Below are 17,152 nucleotides of genomic sequence, written 5' to 3' on the forward strand. Positions count from 1 at the left end.
CAGATCAATCCGAATAACATTGGAAATTGCAGCGCCAAAATTCATCTTGGCAAATTTACCAGGCGTCAGACGCATCACACGCGGATTTTCCGTGGTCATACGATACCCGCTTGGCAAACTACGCTCGTCAAGTTTCAATATAAAGTTCGAACCATGCTTGTCAGGCAAAGCAGCGCAAGGAACATGATAACGACCAAACTCATCCGTCGTAATCAATACACCACCAACCGTAACAATCCGCACGCCAGCCAAGCCTGGCTCGCCTTGGTTTTGCGAACCGTCGTGGTTGTAATCATCGAACACTTTGCCGATCACATCCGAACAATCAAACACATGCTCTGGTGTGCGTTCTACTATTGCCGATGCCGTATTGGTCATCGCAGCGCCCGTTGCGGGATCAATGGCAGTGGCTTGGTTCACCAATTTGCCAATTGCCGAATTTGGACCAACTCGCGCTGTGAGAGTAATCACTACATCACCAACAGGCGGTACGCTTAGGCCAGAAAATGTTAAAGTTCGGCCTGTTACAATTGGGTCAACGTCAACATCGTCAACCTGCGCTGTGCCTGGCACGTAGATCATTCCAATGGGAAGTACATCCACCACATCAATGCCAGACGCAACAACCAACTCTGCATTAGACAAGGTGATCGTATATGGCACCACATCCCCCAATTGCACTTGAGTTGGCCCAGCGGTAACGACCTTAGTAATTGAAAGGTCTGGTTCTGGAATGTGGATATTTAATATCGTCGCATCGCTTTCACCTCCTTCGGCAGAAGGGTTTGCAATCGGTATAGGATTACCACTGCTATCTAAATCTGGTCTGGTTCCAGAATCAGATTGATCCAAAATATCTCCAAGCGCATAGAGTTGGCCGGTATTTGCATCGATCAACACATCAGAAACTATTGGATTTCCTTGCGCATCAGATGCGACCGGCAAACCATCCGCCTCAGCAACATTGCTAATTTGGCCTGCTAATGTGTCCGTATCTGTAATCGTATAATACAAACCTGTTAAAGTGGCGCTTTCACCTGGACGCAACGCAGATGGAATTACAGGCGCGTTAAATACTCCAAGTTTGCGATCATTCACTGTTACATTCGCCACTGATGTATCACCGACGTTAACAATTTGAAATTCGTAATAAATGCGATCGCCGGAATCGCCTTGAATACCATTCGAATTAGTATCTTCAACCATTCCAACATTTTTTATGAGTGATATTTCTGGCGATGCATGAACCACGACTGTTTCAGTTTGCGTATCACAATTCGTAGGGTTCAATACCTCACATATTGTATATTCAATTTCATAATCACCTGGAGCGGTATTTGGTGCCACACTAATTTCACCATTTTGCTCATCTACTACGATTGAGCCAAACAATGGTGTTGAGATTGAATTCAATGAACACTCGCACCATTTACAGAGTCATTATCAAGGACACTCACCGTCGATGAACCGCCAACAAGCCCTGCGATGCTTGGGATGGTGTCATCCTGCGCAACAAGAACAACCGGAACGATCGGTGTAGTTAATGTGGTTTGCGCATCTGGCTCTGCATTGCCTGTCGGATCGTCATATTGAACAGTAACAGTATTGACGACCTCACCCGCGAGCACTTCTAGTGGCGTCACAGGAATGGAGGTACACGAATAAATCCACGTTTCAGTGGGTTCGAGAAATGCATTTCCATTTAAATCACCACTGTCCAAATTGATAACTGTGGCACATTTTGAATCAGTTATGTTGAGACCGGACGCAGCTGCATTTCCTGAGTTGGTAACAGTGAAAGTATAGTCCAGTGTCTGCCCTGCAAAACTTGGAATCGTTGTTGTTTCCTTGACCACGCTGAGTTCAGGATCAGATGGATCCGCAAATAAAATGAACTCAATTCCATCATTTCCAGATGGCCCAATGATTGGAAAACAAAGTTGAAAAGTCGCCGTGGTACCATCAATGCGCACAGAACCAGAGGCCGTTGTTTCCATATCGTCCCCAGACGTACCAGTCGTATTTGCGGTTCCATCGATTGCAGATTGATCTGTCGCTGTCGTGGGTGTAACCGCAAAATCCACAGTCCCGCTTAGACGTGTCCAGGTGAGAGCATTACCCGTGACTACATCTGTACCAGACAGCGTAATGTTTGCAGCGTTTGCAACACCGTCGATCAAGCCACCAATTCGATCAATATGAATGACGGGGTTTGTCTGCGCCTTAGGCACACCACCGCTTGTAAAGCTAAATGTTCGACATTCATCAGGTGTGTATACATTTTCCAACGAAATGTCGTTCGCAAGGCTTTCAGACCAAACTGTCAGGTTTTCAAAATTTCCATCTGTAAATCCAATTCCAGACACATCCGCTGTTGTTCCATTGGAAAAAGTGTAGTCACCAAACGCGTTCCAATTGCCACTTTGCTCTTGGGCATGAAGCGATGATGCGCCAGCCAAGTATGTCAAAAGTACTAAAGGTAAAAAGCACCCAACAAGTGCATTTTGATCGGTAGAACGTTGGAAGCCAATTAAATTTTTCAGGGAAATTAAGATTTTGTCTTTGAGCAAAGTCACACCCGCAAAAATACACAAACCTAAAAGTGTGAAAACATTAATCATGAGGAGCCCCTTAGACGTCACTAGCTATCGATTTGGGTCGAAACAAAATCATCCACAGATGAAAATGCGCCAACCACGTGAACCCAGTGACGCGACCGCCAAAGGAATTCACAGGATTGGGGAATAACTCGAAGTGTTTTACTAAGGTGTTAATCGAAACGAAGTTTTTTCAAATTTGTGGAAAAATTTTTTTTTGACGTACCCGATCAATGCAACACACGCTTAAGGTTAGTTAACAGTGGTAATTATTAACGAATGCGGTTGGAACAAACAGAGTGATGCAATTATTAATTCTCATTTAAGTTGACTAATTAAGAATCACATATTATACACCTCGCCACATGCTTGCCCTGATTCACTTTACCCTCTTTGTGAATCCCAATTTGAAGATGCATTTGGCCATTTGGCGAATGCCAGCCATGTCAGATCGAACATGGCTATGTCGCAAGTTACTGTTGATTCTTTAACGAATCCCCTTTTTTACTTATATCACCCAACCCCCGCCACATTCTTGCCATCTTGGTTAACGCATCGTTAACAAAGTAATTTCAATTTGCAGAAAAGTAGTACTATATCCAAAACTGTCGTCCGTTAAATTGGAAAACAGTGGGTGATTTTATTAACCTTTGTAAAAACATCAGACTTAACTACGACCAAGGTCTTATCCGTATTTTCCTTAGTTCTGACAAATTACACACTCATAGATTGTAGTATCAACACAACTTAGGGGGTACTAAGCATGTCGAGGCAAAACAAAAAATTTAACGTCAAACAGGCGTTTCGCAAATTCAACAAATGTGAACATGGTGGTGTTACGGTCGAATTTGTCGTCGTTCTTCCATCATTTCTACTCTTCATTCTAGGGATGATTGTCACAAGCATGCTGATCGCAACGATCAGCGACGTTCAACAACTTGCGTCGGACATGACGCGCCAATCATTGAACTATGTTTATGATGCACCAACCGAAGAACAGCTTTGTGCAAAGCTACAACAGAATGTCCAACCGATGCTTGCCAATCAGCTTGTTTTCTTGAGCGGAGAAAACATCAGCGCGATTAATTGCGAGTTAGCCTCTGATGGGCGCTCAAGCACGGTTTCCGTTACTTATGATCTGAAAAACATGGTCTTCATGAATTTCCTAAGTGACATGGGCTGGCCCAAAACAACGGTAACACGTCAAGCGGTGCTGATGTTATGAACCGCTGGGGGCTTAAAACTTTCATCCGCAGCACCCCCCCAAGGGCTGTGGATGAAAGCGGGGCAATTTCGGTACTGACCGTTTTAATGATCCCTTTGTTCTTTGTTCTTGCCGGTATCGGTTTTGATTTTTCCAACCTCAATGCACAACGCAAACATGTTCAATCACAAGCAGACCTTTCCGCGCTGTCGGGTGTGTTGAACCTGAACGGCGTTGCCAGTGTTCGTGAATCCGCCAGAGAAGCGGCAAATGTAAATGACTATTACGTTGCGCAGACATTGCGCGATGATCAAATTATCCTTGGCAATGTCGATCACATTACACATCTATTCACGCCAAACGAAGACCAGGACACAATTGAAAACGTGTCGGCCGTTGCAGTGAATGTAGAATCCGTTGCTGATTTTCACATATTAAGCCAGCTATTGGGCATGAATTCCGCGGTTGTTTCACGCCGCGCAGTGGCCGAAGCAATGCCAGAGGTTAGCTTTGCCCTATCGAATTGTCTGTTATCAATGAACCTATTTGCGGGCATCCTTGATCCGATCTTGGGTGTTGATGCGGATGTCCTGTGTTCAGGTTCGGGCCTGCGCATTGATATGATTCAATTATTGGATGAAATTGCGCTCAGCGGTGATGTGCTGACGCCAGATAACCCAAGTTATTCTGATATCCTTGACGCAGATATGAACTATTCCGATTTGCTGGAAATGATTTTTGATACGGCGATCCCTGATATGGGTGGCACGGTTCAACTGGGCGAAATTTTGCAGGTGAATGATAAAATGCGCAATGCGCGCGTTGGCTCCCCTATTCCACCTGTTGAAATAAACGCAGCCGACCTTGTCTTTGGCGGGTTGGAAATATTGGGCGAAAACATGGTAAATTTGGAGACCCAAATCAATCTTGGATCATTTACCGGAGTAGGTGCGAAGCTGACGATCACAGAACCACGCAAGGTGATCGTCGGCGCGCGCCCTGGTGATCCTGATGCGGTGGCGAGTACTGCGCAGATTAAATTAGAAGTGGATGATTTGAATATTGCTGGGATTTTTAAACTTTCTCTTGCGGCAAATCTGGCAAATGCCACGGCGCGTCTGTCCAAAGATGGCGAACACTGTAGCGAGGCCCCCCTGCTACGCGCAGCAGTGTTCGACCCAGTAGAGGCAACGCTGTTGGATCTTGAGCTGGAATTAGAGGTTTTGAACCTGCCAATATTATCATTGGTCGATCCATTTCGCACATCATCATTGGTTGAAACAACGACGCAAACCGTTGAATTCACCCATAACGAAGTTGCGGCAGGAACTGTGAAAACCTTTGGCCCCCAGAGCAACGTTGAATTGATCGATTTAAACCAAGATATTCGCGACCTGACCAGTGTCATGTTGACCAGTGTTCGCGATGCGGTCGATGTGGATTCGGCTGGCTGCGCGGGTTTGCTAGGCTGTCTTATTCACCCGGTTCTCGACGGGCTTTCAACCACGCTTTCGCTTTCAATTGGGCATGTAACCAATGCGATTTCCGCAGAAGGTGAATTGTTAAACGCAGTGTTAGAAGATTTCTTGGGCTTGGGGATCGCAAAAGCAGACCTAGAGGTTTTGGACGTAAGTTGTTCCGTACGATTGGCTGGATAAGCATAGTTCAGCCCCAATCAAAAAGAGGCGAAATTTCAATTTACCCACCAAGGCATTAAATCCGCATCCGTGGAACATTCTCTGGATCAAGTTTTAATTCGATTAACAGGGGTCTGTCCCTGTTTTCGATAGCTTGAAGCGCGATATCTAATCTTTCGTTTGAATCAACACAGATACCCTGACCGCCAAGTGCCGTTGCAACTTGGGCAAAGCTGGGCCATTCAAATGCAGCAAGGCTTGGGTCCATTTTTCGATCCAGAAACTGAATATGCTCGGCCCCATATGCGGAATCATTTGCAACAATAACAATTAGATCAAGGTTCATGCGAACAGCGGTATTAAACTCGTTCACGCCCCCCATCATGAAACCACCATCGCCCGTGAACAGAACAACGGGGCGTTCTGGTGCCGCCAAATTGGCACCGATGGCTTCTTGTAGACCCAAACCAATCGATCCGAAATTGGCGCTGACGATAAAGCTTTGCGGGTCAGTGGCGGCAATGCGGCACCAAACCTCTGTCATGAAACGCCCACCGTCCGTTGTTAAAATGCGGTTTTTTGGCAATACCCGATCCAAAGCATCCAGCGCATATTCAAAATTGACAAACCCCGTTTTGGATTTTTGCGAAACGCCCGGTGCATGATCAATAAGTTTTCGTTCGCCAAGTTCTGTCGTAAAACCACTTGGTGCGATCTCTGCCTCATCCAGCCACCAAATGATATTATCCGCGGTCAATCCCGCATCGGCCAATAGCCCCGCATCTGGATGGTAATTTTTACCAATTTCTGCGGCGGTATTGTTGATTTGCACGATACGCTTGCCACGCATCAATGCTCCCTTGTCGGTCGTGAAATGATGAAGGCTCGTTCCAAAACAAACAATACAGTCACTTTTGTCGATAATGTCATACACCGTCGGGGCGCTTAATGTGCCAAATATTCCCATGTCAAAGGGATGATTGTTGAACAACCCTTTTGCCTTTAGCGTTGTTGCCAATGGCGCCTCTAATCGATCGGCAAGTTTAACGATATTTTCGCGCGCATTGACTGCGCCGCCTCCCGCCAAAATGATGGGGCGTTTGGCCGATGCGATCATCCCAATCGCCTGATCCAAATCATCGCCTTCGGGCACGTATGATGGTGATCTGAAAACGGGAAAAATGACCTTTTCATGATCGGTTTCCTGCCACATAAAATCGGCAGGCATATTTAAAACAATTGGTCGCTGTTCCACAGCTGCGCGATAAAATGCATGTGCGATGTCTTGGGTGGCGGTCTGTGGCGTACGCATTTGTTCGAATCCCGCGCCCGTAACTTTTACCACTTCGCGCTGATCAATATTTTGAAGGTTCTGTGGTGCAATCGTAGGCGTATCACCTGCCAAAAGCACCATTGGAATATGCCCACGCGCCGCCTCGGTTAATGCGGTGACGCAATTTGTTAACGCTGGCCCATGCGTGACTGTGGCAACGCCAACCTTGCCCGATACATGTGCATATGCAAGCGCCATTAATACCGCACTACCTTCATAGGCAACGGGTACAAACGTTCCGTTGCACGCACGAACATAGTGATCCACGACGAACAGATTGGCATCACCCATCAATCCAAACATCGTATCCGCACCGTGATCGGTGATTGCTTGAGCAATTGATTGATAGGTGTAATTTTTATTGGCGTTCATTTTCAATCTGCTTTTTGGCTGTGATAAATCCAGCTCGATCCGCTGAATCGAGACAACAATGGCGTCATCAATAACAATGCAGGCTGAAACAACAAACAATATTCATGATTTTTTTGGAATTTCAGGTGTGGTTAAACCCGAATTTTGCAATGCAATTGTGCAGGTGGGAACATCACATTCCAATCCTGCACAACGCAATTACAATTTAAAGTGAACCACTTACACCAAATCGTCGGGCAATACATTCGCTGGTATGTTTTGATAGCTTACTGGGCGCAAAAAGCGGCGAATTGACATTGTGCCAACCGATGTCGCCCCAAAGTTGGTGGATGCGGGATACGGCCCACCATGAACCATTGCATCACACACCTCTACCCCTGTTGGGAAGCCATTGACCAGGATACGCCCCGCTTTACGCTCCAAAACCGGCAACAGCGTGCGCGCCTGATCTGCATCGGCATCATTCATTTGAATGGTACAGGTTAATTGCCCTTGTAATGATTTTGCAATCTCCGACATTTCTGCAAAATCTTTGACAGTTACAATCAATCCAAGTGGCCCAAAAACCTCTTCGCTTAAATTATGATCGGCGAGCCAATCTGCCCCTGTAACTTGGAACAAATACGGGCTTGCGTTGCGTTGATCACATGTGGATGTCAACAAGGATTGTACGCCTGTGGTTGCCGCGATGCGTTCGCTTCCGTCGCGATATGCTTTGGCGATACCATCCGTTAACATCACCTGAGTGGCGGTTGCATCTAGGGCACTGATTGCCGATTTTGCGAATTCTTCACCATCAGATCCTGCGATAACCACAGCGATCCCTGGGTTGGTGCAAAATTGCCCTGCCCCCATTGTAAGCGACGCTGCCCAACCATTACCTAGTTCCGCTGCGTTTGTTTTCATTTTCTCTGGCAACATGAACATCGGATTGACCGATCCAAGTTCACCGAAAAACGGAATTGGTTCGGCGCGTTGTGCACATAAATCAAACAGGGCGCGGCCACCGGCCAATGATCCCGTGAAACCAACCGCTTTGATCAACGGATGTTGAACCAGTGATGATCCAACTTCGCGTGTGCCCCCTTGGATTAAACTAAACACGCCCGGATGAACGCCTGTTTTTTTGATTGCGGCATCAATGGCCTGTGCAACGATTTCACCCGTGCCTGGATGTGCCGAATGACCTTTCACCACAACAGGACAACCCGCAGCCAATGCCGCAGCAGTGTCACCGCCAGCCGTTGAAAATGCCAATGGGAAATTGGATGCACCAAATACTGCAACGGGCCCAACTGGGCGTTGCATCAAACGAATATCTGGGCGCGGGAGCGGTTCACGATCTGGTAATGCACCATCAAAGCGACGATCAAGATAGTCACCTGAAAGAATATGTGTCGCAAACAAACGTAGCTGTCCAGTGGTGCGCCCACGCTCGCCTTGCAATCGTGCCTCTGGCAGGCCGGTTTCTTGGCTTCCGATTTTGGTGAGCTCGTCGCCGCGTGCCTCTATTTCATCGGCAATCGTATTCAAAAAATCAGCACGCGTTTGACGTGTTGAATAGCCATAGGACCAAAACGCATCTTCGCCGCCTTGTGCAGCTTGATCAATCAATTCCGGCGTTCCCACACTAAATTCATGAACATCGCCAAGTGCAGGTTCCGACTTGAATTTATTGTCTGTTGCGATCCATTTTCCCGCAACCAAATGTTTGCCAGTTATGCTCATGGTGAATTTTCCTGTGTTGAATGCTGTGATTTTTTGAATCCTCTGCGCAGACCAACTGATTGCCTGCACAGAAGTGAGTTCGTTTTAGATTTCAAGCGATGCTGCTTAGGAAAACAGCATGCCACCGTTGATATCGATATTTGCACCTGTGATGAATGATGCATCTTCAGAGGCAAGGTAAACCAATGCTTTGGCAACCTCTTCGGATGTGCCTTCTCGTTTTAACGGCGTGATATTTGCAACGTGGGTGCGCACTTCTGGTTTGGTGAAAATATTGTGGAAATCGGTATCTATCATACCTGCACACAACGCGTTCACACGTATTTTTGGCCCCAACTCTTTGGCCAATCCGCGTGTTAGAGTCATCATCGCACCCTTTGCCGCACCATAAGCCAAGGCACCCGGCCCACCGCCATCACGCCCCGCCTGTGACGCCATCGAAACAATTGATGAGTTTTCGGTCATATGCGGCAAAGACTCGCGCACAGCCAAAACAAAAGACGTCAAGTTTACATCCATCACCGCATTCCAATGATCAACGGTCATTTCATCCATCGTTACGCGTTTTAACAAACCGCCACTGACGTGAATAAGCGTATCGATTTGACCAAATTCGCTGATTGTTTTGGCAACCAATGCTTTTACATCGGCCTCTTTGGTCATGTCACCTTGCATTGCGAATGCATTGCCACCCGCCGCCTTGATTTCGGCAACGGCGGATTCAGCACCATCTGCACTGGCAAAATAGTTGATTGCGACATTCGCACCTTGTGCCGCAAGTTCCATAACCGCAGCGCGCCCAATATCGCGACCACCACCAGTAACAATTGCTGTTTTACCTTTGAAATTCATCATCTTTTCCTTTGATATTGGCAATTCTATTACTGCCATGAATAATAATCGGATGTCTTAATGGGCACCCTCTGCGTGATTGGCCAACATCATTTTGATCATTGAAAGCCGTGTTGTTACGCAATGCAAAGAACCCGTTACATTTGCCAAATACATGCATCACTTTTTTGAATTGGCGATTGATTGAGCATTGTTACATCACGACCGATCGTTGAGACCCATTGCAAATTTAACCGTTGCTCCAAACCAAACATTGCATCCTCCATACGGGTTGTATGGGGTGAAATTTATAGCAAATTTTACAACATCGCAATACAAATATTTACAAATTTTACCAGCCGTAAAGTTAGAAATAAATGCATTTAAATCAAATACTTAAAAATCATCAATTAGATAAACTAATCGTCTTAACATCGGATGTCGCCCTAATTGCCAGCGGTCTAATTATGGCGCTGTGGCAAATTCCTGCTGGATGCTGGCAAACGGCGCAAGCGCTCCTTTGGTGCAAACCACACGACCAGCACAGATTTGCCCTGCGCCAACGGCATCTATCGGGTCAGCACCCGCCATAAGTTTCGCCAAAAATGCACCGTTAAATGAATCCCCTGCTGCAGTTGTATCAACAACACCAGTGTATCTGGGCACGCTGCGTGTTTCGCGATCTTGTCCTGTTGCGATCAAGGTTGGTGACTCTCCGTTTTTGACAATCACGAGCTTTGCGCCGGCTTTCAGATATCGATCCGCACAATCATTTGGTGTTTTGTCACCAAAACAAGCGGTTTCATCATCAAAGCTGGGCAATACGATATCGGCAATGCTCCCTGCATTGGAAATGACGCGTTTCATGCGATCGTGATCTTTCCACAGGCGGGGTCTGATATTTGGATCAAAGGCAATTTGAGCGCTGGGTTTCATATGGCTGCGTAGGTTTTCAATCAATAATTCCGCATCATTCCCCTGCAAAACAGCGAGCGTAATACCAGAAAGATAGACAAGATCGGCTTGTTTCACTTGTTGCCAAAGTTTTTCTGGATTGCGCATCATCTGGCGTGCACCCGATGTGTCACGCCAATAGCTAAAGCTACGCTCTGCCCCATCAAGATGGATCATATATAATCCCGTTGGGCATTCATCGATTGTTGGGGCATTTTGACAATCAATTCCGGCATCGCTGATGAATTGACGCATTTTTGCGCCCATCACATCGCCGCCAAAACCGGTGTAGAATGACACATCCCAATCGCTTGGCGTTAATGCGCGTGCATACCAAAGCGTGTTAAACACATCGCCAGCAAAGCCGTTTGAAAACGTGCCCTGCCCCGCAGGAGACAATTCAACCATTGCTTCGCCGATACCCAAAATTGACGTCATGCTCATTCCAATTTTAATGCCAGATGGCGATTTACAGTTATGTTGCACGATTCAAGGATTGACGTACAGCAATTCCACCTTTACTAGTAATTACAAATTATTACAAATATTAAAATTTGTAAATTGGAGGAAAGTCAAATGATTGTAAATTCAGATACACCCGATGCATGGATGACATCAGGACCAGGTGCGCAGCGCCGCATTTTGTGCCAAGACAAAGATTTGATGATGGTTGAATTCCGCTTTGAAAAAGACGGCGAAGGGTTGCCTCATAATCACCCACATACACAAACCACTTATGTGTCTTCGGGAAAGTTTGAATTCACTGTGGCGGGCGTGACCAAGATTTTGGGCCCAGGTGATGGTATGTTGATCCCATCAAATGCTGTGCATTCATGTGTCTGCCTCGAGGCAGGTGTATTGCTGGATTCATTCACACCGCGTCGTGATGATTTCATGCAGGCACATAACATTCCGCTGGATTGAAACGTTATCCTTCAAAAACGCGTTTGCGGGCATTTTCAACATGTGCCCGCATCGCATCGCGCGCACCGTCTTGGTCGCGTTTTTCAATCGCATAATAAATTTCGTAATGCTCTTTTTGCACCAATTCCAAACGCTCTTGGGGTTTGGTCAGCGAAAGATTACGCGTCAAATTCATACCCGTTAAAATATTGGTTTTGATGGAATTTCGTGCGGCCAGAAAATACTGGTTGTCCGATGCGGCACATACGGCGGAATGAAACGCTTCGTCTGCGTTTACGCCAAGTTCGCCCTCTTTGACACAGCGATCCAATTCAACCAACGCATTATACAGACGTTTCACATCGTTTTCGGTGCGCCGCTGTGCGGCCAAATACGCCGCTTCACCCTCTATCCCTGCGCGAAATTCAAAGGTGCGTTGGATATCGGCAATTGAACCAATCGGTGCGAAATCCAACACGGCAACCTCTGGTCGTTGTTGCACAAATGAACCCGATCCTTGGCGTGATACAATCACCCCATCTTCGCGAAGTTGCGTCAATGCTTGACGCAACACAGGGCGCGATACCTCTAATTGGCCGCTAAGTACATGTTCAGTTGGGAGCTTGGAACCCACGGGGAATTCCCCGCTGACGATCATCGCCAAAATACGTTCATACACACTATCTGATAGCGTGCGATCACGAACTGGTTTTTCCGTTGCCACGCTTGCTGATAATTGCGACTTCATCGTCCCTGTTGATTTCTCCACGTGCTAAACTTGTCCTTCGTAGCTGGGTCAGTTGGTGGATACAAACCAAACGTCGACGCGCCGTTTTGCACCATTTCCATGACAAAATCTTCAAATACCGTCATCTCTACGGCTTCGTCCGCAACATTGTCTACCATATGCGCGGGAATACAGACAACACCTTCATTGTCCCCAACCATAATGTCACCTGGGAAAACTGACACACCACCACAGGCGATCGGATCATTCACCGCAACCGCATGGTGTTTTGTCAAATTAGTTGGGGCGCTGGGGCGTGTGTGATACGCGGGCATATCCAATTCTGTGATTTCTGGCGTATCGCGGAACCCGCCATCGGTGACAATTCCCGCACAGCCAAGTGTCATCAAACGCGTCGCAAGGATACAGCCCGCAGATGCAGCGGTGGCGTCTTCGCGTGAATCAATCACAAATACCGCGCCTGCTGGGCATTCTTCAACACCTTTGCGTTGCGGGTTTTCACGATCTGCGAATGATTCCAAACCATCCAAATCTTCGCGTGATGGGATATAGCGCAAAGTATATGCAAAACCGACCATGTTTTTACCCGGGCGCAAACGTTGTGGACCTTGGATAAAAATATTGTGGAAGCCGTGTTTAAACAAAGCTGTGGTTAATGTCGCTGTGCTCACATTCATCAGCTTTTCGTATGTTTCTTGTTTTAGTTTGGTCATTTGATATGCCTCCCACGTCGGATTTCAGATTGCCAAGATTGGCTTTATTCATCGATATTCTGTTGTGCCAAATTTGTCAATAATTTGTAATCTAATTTGGCAATATTTGTAAACTTAAATTGATAACTTACGTGCTTCTTTTTCACTGTCGCGTTCCATGTTTCAGGTAAAACATATAATTAACAATAAGATCGGCGCAGCATTTTCCGCTGCGCCCAAAGCGTTGTTAATTAAACAATGATGGCAGGAACAATGAAACGGCGGGAACATAAGTTACCAAGATCAACGCCACCAAAATCGCCAAATAGAACGGCCAGATTGATTTCAATGTTTCCTCGATTTTGATCCGCCCAACTGCACAGCCAACGAACAAACATGTACCCACCGGTGGTGTACAGAGCCCAAGGCCAAGGTTGACCAACATCATGATGCCAAACTGTACTGGATCCATGCCAAGGTCTTTGACAATTGGCAAAAAGATCGGAGTACAAATCAGGATCAACGCCGCCATGTCCATGATCATACCAAGCACCAAGAGCATAAGGTTAATCATCAAAAGGACTGCGATTTTTTCAGATGAAATGCCCAGCATGAAAGAGCTTAGCTTATCTGGCACTTGATAGAGCGCGAGCAGATAGGCAAACGAGCTTGCAAAACCGATCAACACCATCACCATCGCGGTGGTACGCACCGCTGATATCACGGCGGTTTTAAACCCATTCCAATCCAAGCTGCGATAAACAAAATAGGTCAAGCAAAGCGCATAAATCGCACCAAACGCACCGGATTCAGTCACGGTGAAAACACCAGATAAAACACCACCCACGATGATCACGGCTGTTACCAATCCAGGGATCGCCTCGATCGAAGCTTTACCAACAGCGCGCCAACCGGGGAACGGTTCAGCGGGATAGTTGTGCTTGAGCGCGATAAAATATGCAGCCGCTGCCAAACAGATACACATCAGCATACCGGGAACAACACCAGCCAAGAACAGTTTCGATATCGAAATACCACCCCCTGCCGCAACGGCAAAGATAATCATATTGTGGCTTGGTGGAATAACGATACCCGCAATGGATGATGTCACGGTCACATTCACTGCATAATCTGCGCGGTATCCGCGTTCCTTCATCACAGGGATCAAAATTGAACCAAGTGCGGAAATATCTGCAACAGCAGAACCCGAAATGCCGCCAAACAACATGCTGGAAAAAATATTTACAGAGGCCAAGCCGCCACGAACATGCCCAACAAGAGCGGATGCGAACCGTACCAATCGCATGGCAATTCCGCCGTGCAACATCAACTCACCTGCAAAGACAAAGAACGGAATGGCGAGCAGTGAAAATACCGAAATCCCAGACAACGAGCGTTGAAAGGTAATCAACAAAGGAAAACCTTCGTACCAAAACGCGGTCAAGGCGGCGATCCCCATGGCAAATGCAACAGGCATGCCCAGAACCACACAGGCAAAAAAGATGCCCAATAATAACGTCAGGCCCATTAGAATGCCTCCTTTTCGATGTAATCAATGCCGCTAAACAGGCACATCACCCGAAACACGGTACGAAGCCCCGCAAAAACAAACACCAATCCACCACATAAGGCCGCGGAAAGGGTGCGGAAGCTTTCAGGAATATCAAGCATGGGCAACATCGTGTCCCAGCCAAAATTAAATAGCTCGACACTGGCCAACAACATGATCAGACCAAAACCAGCCAAAACAAAATCGGTGAATATTTTGACATATGTCTGAAGACGGCGCCCCAATGCATCGCGAAACAGCGTAACACCCAAATGGGTTTGCTGATGAACACCAGCCGCTGCGCCAAGATATGTAATGTAACACACCAGCAATAGCGCAAGCTGTTCAACCCATGTCGGCGTTGCGTTCAACACGTAACGGCCAAAAACCAGCCAGCCAAAGGTGGCAATCAAGATCACCAAAGCAATTGATGCGAGCAAAATGCACAAGGTGCACAGATGGTCCATCAATTTTTCGGTGTTTTTTATGAAGTTAGAATTTTGATCCACCTGAAAATTCCTTTGAATAAGGTGTTCGCGCCCACGAGAGCACAGGCGCGAACAGGATTTGAAAGATTATTCCGCGTTACGGAACAAGTTTACCAAATCAGTCATTTCAGGGTTTGCCGCCAAATATGCGTCATACACTGGAACCATCGCCGCTTGGAATGCGGATTTATCTTCGATGGTGTTTACGGTTGTACCGCCTGCTTTCACAGTTTCCATTGATGCTGCTTCGCGTTCTTTCCAAAGTTTGCGTTGCAAATCGGTGGATGCTTTGCCCGCTGCTTTTACAATCTCTTGTTGCTCTGGTGTCAGGGCGTCAAAAGTTTTTTTGCTCATGCACAGACATTCTGGGATGATCAAATGCTCTGACATTGAATAGTATTTCGCAACTTCAAAGTGAGATGTTGATTCATATGAAGGTGGGTTATTTTCCGCACCATCCACAACACCAGTTTTGATTGATTGATATACTTCGGCAAATGCCATTGGTGTGGCGTTACCGCCCATTGCTTCGATCATGCCAACAAACAGATCGTTGTTCATTACGCGCACTTTCATACCCGCAACATCGTCTGGAGAGTTGATCGGTTTGATCGAGTTATAGAACGAACGCGCACCCGCATCGTAATAACCAAGTGCAACAATGCCTTTTTCTTCTAATGCGGCATTCAACGCAGCACCAGGCGCACCATCCATCAATTCATACATTTGTGGAACGCTTTTAAAGATAAACGGCAATGACACAACATTGGTCGCTGGCACGGCTTGGCCCATCGGCCCAAGGCTGAATACACCAAAATCGATGATGCCTAAACGCACCTGTTCGATCGCATCTGGCTGTGAACCCAAAACGCCAGCGTGAAAAACCTTGCCGCCGATACCAGCTTTTTCAGTGACTTCCGCCATGAATGCTTCCATGCCGTGTGATACGGGGTAATCCTCCACGTGGATATTCCAGCCACGCCAATCTTTTGCATATGCTCCTGCCGCTGCCAGCGTCATGCTTGCAACAAATGTCGCCTTTACCGCCAGTGATGCAAAATTTTTGCTAAGTTTCATATTTAACTCCTCCAAGTATAATAATGACAAAAGATAACTTACAGCGGTTACAAATATTTACAAGTTTTATTTACATGTCATGAATGTCTGAGGTTAAAATTCGCTTAGTATATTGAAAGTAAATAATAATATCTAAAACCACTCACCCAAAACCGCGAAACTTGTTACAATTTATTCACAATTCCACATTCACGGTAACGGGCGATAGATTCGCGCAATCAACATCCGATCGTATGATACTTTTTTGCGCGAAATTCGCCCAAAATTCGGAAATTATGGCTTTGTTTTTATGACTATAATCCCATTTTCCAAACAAAATGCGGCCCGCACTGATACGCAAAATTGTTCAAAAACAGTGTATTGCAACCTTAGCTGACATTGATTACAAATATTAACAAGTTAACCAAACGGGACACGCAACAATGACCAAAACGTTTAAACTCGCAGGTGGTGCACCCTTTCCAACTTTTGAAATTGCCAAAGTGGGTGGTGGAAAAATTCAAATCGGTGGCGCACGTGAAAAATGGTCATTGGTGATCGTTTATCGTGGCAAACATTGTGGCCGTTGTAAGAATTACCTTAACAAACTCGAACAAACTTATGCCAACTGGCAGGACGCGGGTTTCGATGTTGCATGTATCTCCGCCGACCCGATTGAAAAGGTTAACGACGATATCGAAAAATTCGGTTGGACCTTTGACATCGGTTACGATCTGCAAGAAGCAGAGATGCGCAAAATGGGTGTCTATGTCAGCGATCCATTATCTAGCCAAGAAACCGATCGTCGTTTTGCCGAACCGGGTGTGTTTTGCATTCGCCCTGAAGGAACAACACAAATTATTGCAATTTCTAATGGCCCGGCAGCGCGCCCAGATCTTGATGAATTGTTGGATGGGATGATCTTTACCATCGAAAATGACCGCCCTGTTCGCGGTGATGTTTGAGGGTCACGTCCAAAATTAAATAACACGGTGTATCGCCAATTGCGCAATTGGGATTGGCGATACACCCATCAGGGCCTGTTGTGCCGCAACCGATC

At 46.5% G+C, this 17,152-nt stretch carries 15 protein-coding genes; 4 read left to right on the forward strand and 11 right to left on the reverse strand.

Going from position 1 to position 17,152, the window contains the following annotated elements; translation table 11 throughout:
* The coding region (locus BFP76_RS04255; protein ID WP_420818651.1) for a DUF7507 domain-containing protein at nucleotides 1–1,347 on the reverse strand (1,347 nt) is incomplete at its 3' end.
* A 62-nt stretch (nucleotides 1,348–1,409) separates the two neighbouring features.
* Complete coding sequence (locus BFP76_RS04260; protein ID WP_099591947.1) at nucleotides 1,410–2,621, reverse strand: DUF7507 domain-containing protein; 1,212 nt, start codon at nucleotides 2,619–2,621, stop codon at nucleotides 1,410–1,412.
* A gap of 739 nt (nucleotides 2,622–3,360) precedes the next feature.
* Here BFP76_RS04260 and BFP76_RS04265 point away from each other — a divergent pair.
* Both BFP76_RS04265 and BFP76_RS04270 read left to right on the forward strand, forming a co-directional pair.
* Nucleotides 3,361–3,822, forward strand: a complete 462-nt coding sequence (locus tag BFP76_RS04265) for a TadE/TadG family type IV pilus assembly protein (RefSeq protein WP_099591948.1) — start codon at nucleotides 3,361–3,363, stop codon at nucleotides 3,820–3,822.
* Nucleotides 3,819–5,459, forward strand: coding sequence for a pilus assembly protein TadG-related protein (locus BFP76_RS04270; protein ID WP_099591949.1), 1,641 nt, complete (start codon nucleotides 3,819–3,821; stop codon nucleotides 5,457–5,459). The genes BFP76_RS04265 and BFP76_RS04270 overlap by 4 nt, the downstream gene beginning before the upstream one ends.
* 55 nt (nucleotides 5,460–5,514) lie before the next feature.
* Here BFP76_RS04270 and BFP76_RS04275 read toward each other — a convergent pair whose 3' ends face one another.
* The 4 genes from BFP76_RS04275 to BFP76_RS04290 all read right to left on the reverse strand — a co-directional run bounded on the left by BFP76_RS04275 (nucleotide 5,515) and on the right by BFP76_RS04290 (nucleotide 11,094).
* On the reverse strand, nucleotides 5,515–7,143 hold the full coding sequence (locus tag BFP76_RS04275) for a thiamine pyrophosphate-binding protein (RefSeq protein WP_099591950.1): 1,629 nt from the start codon (nucleotides 7,141–7,143) through the stop codon (nucleotides 5,515–5,517).
* 219 nt (nucleotides 7,144–7,362) lie between these two features.
* Nucleotides 7,363–8,871 (reverse strand): aldehyde dehydrogenase (NADP(+)), encoded by a 1,509-nt coding sequence (locus BFP76_RS04280; RefSeq protein WP_099591951.1) that lies wholly within the window; start codon nucleotides 8,869–8,871, stop codon nucleotides 7,363–7,365.
* Nucleotides 8,872–8,976: 105 nt separating this feature from the next.
* Nucleotides 8,977–9,726, reverse strand: coding sequence for an SDR family NAD(P)-dependent oxidoreductase (locus BFP76_RS04285; RefSeq protein ID WP_240513978.1), 750 nt, complete (start codon nucleotides 9,724–9,726; stop codon nucleotides 8,977–8,979).
* Between the two features lie 441 nt (nucleotides 9,727–10,167).
* Complete coding sequence (locus tag BFP76_RS04290; protein ID WP_099591953.1) at nucleotides 10,168–11,094, reverse strand: sugar kinase; 927 nt, start codon at nucleotides 11,092–11,094, stop codon at nucleotides 10,168–10,170.
* 138 nt (nucleotides 11,095–11,232) lie between these two features.
* Between BFP76_RS04290 and BFP76_RS04295 the strand changes: the two genes are divergently transcribed.
* The gene (locus tag BFP76_RS04295) at nucleotides 11,233–11,580 is read left to right on the forward strand and encodes a cupin domain-containing protein (RefSeq protein ID WP_099591954.1); all 348 of its coding nucleotides are present in this window, start codon (nucleotides 11,233–11,235) and stop codon (nucleotides 11,578–11,580) included.
* Between the two features lie 4 nt (nucleotides 11,581–11,584).
* On the opposite strand, the gene BFP76_RS04300 is transcribed toward BFP76_RS04295, so the two are convergent.
* The 5 genes from BFP76_RS04300 to BFP76_RS04320 form a co-directional block, all read right to left on the reverse strand.
* Nucleotides 11,585–12,307 (reverse strand): FadR/GntR family transcriptional regulator, encoded by a 723-nt coding sequence (locus tag BFP76_RS04300; protein WP_099591955.1) that lies wholly within the window; start codon nucleotides 12,305–12,307, stop codon nucleotides 11,585–11,587.
* Nucleotides 12,304–13,020: a ribonuclease activity regulator RraA gene (locus BFP76_RS04305; protein WP_099591956.1), complete on the reverse strand. Its 717-nt coding sequence runs from the start codon at nucleotides 13,018–13,020 to the stop codon at nucleotides 12,304–12,306. Before BFP76_RS04305 ends, BFP76_RS04300 begins: the two co-directional genes overlap by 4 nt.
* Nucleotides 13,021–13,246: 226 nt before the next feature.
* Nucleotides 13,247–14,527, reverse strand: coding sequence for a TRAP transporter large permease (locus tag BFP76_RS04310; protein ID WP_099591957.1), 1,281 nt, complete (start codon nucleotides 14,525–14,527; stop codon nucleotides 13,247–13,249).
* Entirely contained in the window at nucleotides 14,527–15,057 is a 531-nt protein-coding gene (locus tag BFP76_RS04315) for a TRAP transporter small permease (protein WP_240513979.1), read from the reverse strand. The genes BFP76_RS04310 and BFP76_RS04315 overlap by 1 nt, the downstream gene beginning before the upstream one ends.
* Nucleotides 15,058–15,123: 66 nt before the next feature.
* Nucleotides 15,124–16,056, reverse strand: coding sequence for a TRAP transporter substrate-binding protein (locus tag BFP76_RS04320; RefSeq protein WP_420818654.1), 933 nt, complete (start codon nucleotides 16,054–16,056; stop codon nucleotides 15,124–15,126).
* 479 nt (nucleotides 16,057–16,535) lie between these two features.
* Here BFP76_RS04320 and BFP76_RS04325 point away from each other — a divergent pair, with 479 nt between their 5' ends.
* On the forward strand, nucleotides 16,536–17,057 hold the full coding sequence (locus tag BFP76_RS04325) for a peroxiredoxin family protein (protein ID WP_099591959.1): 522 nt from the start codon (nucleotides 16,536–16,538) through the stop codon (nucleotides 17,055–17,057).
* The last annotated feature ends 95 nt before the right edge of the window (nucleotides 17,058–17,152 follow it).

This window comes from Paramylibacter kogurei, assembly GCF_002742285.1.
In the GTDB taxonomy this organism is placed as follows: Bacteria; Pseudomonadota; Alphaproteobacteria; order Rhodobacterales; family Rhodobacteraceae; genus Amylibacter; species Amylibacter kogurei.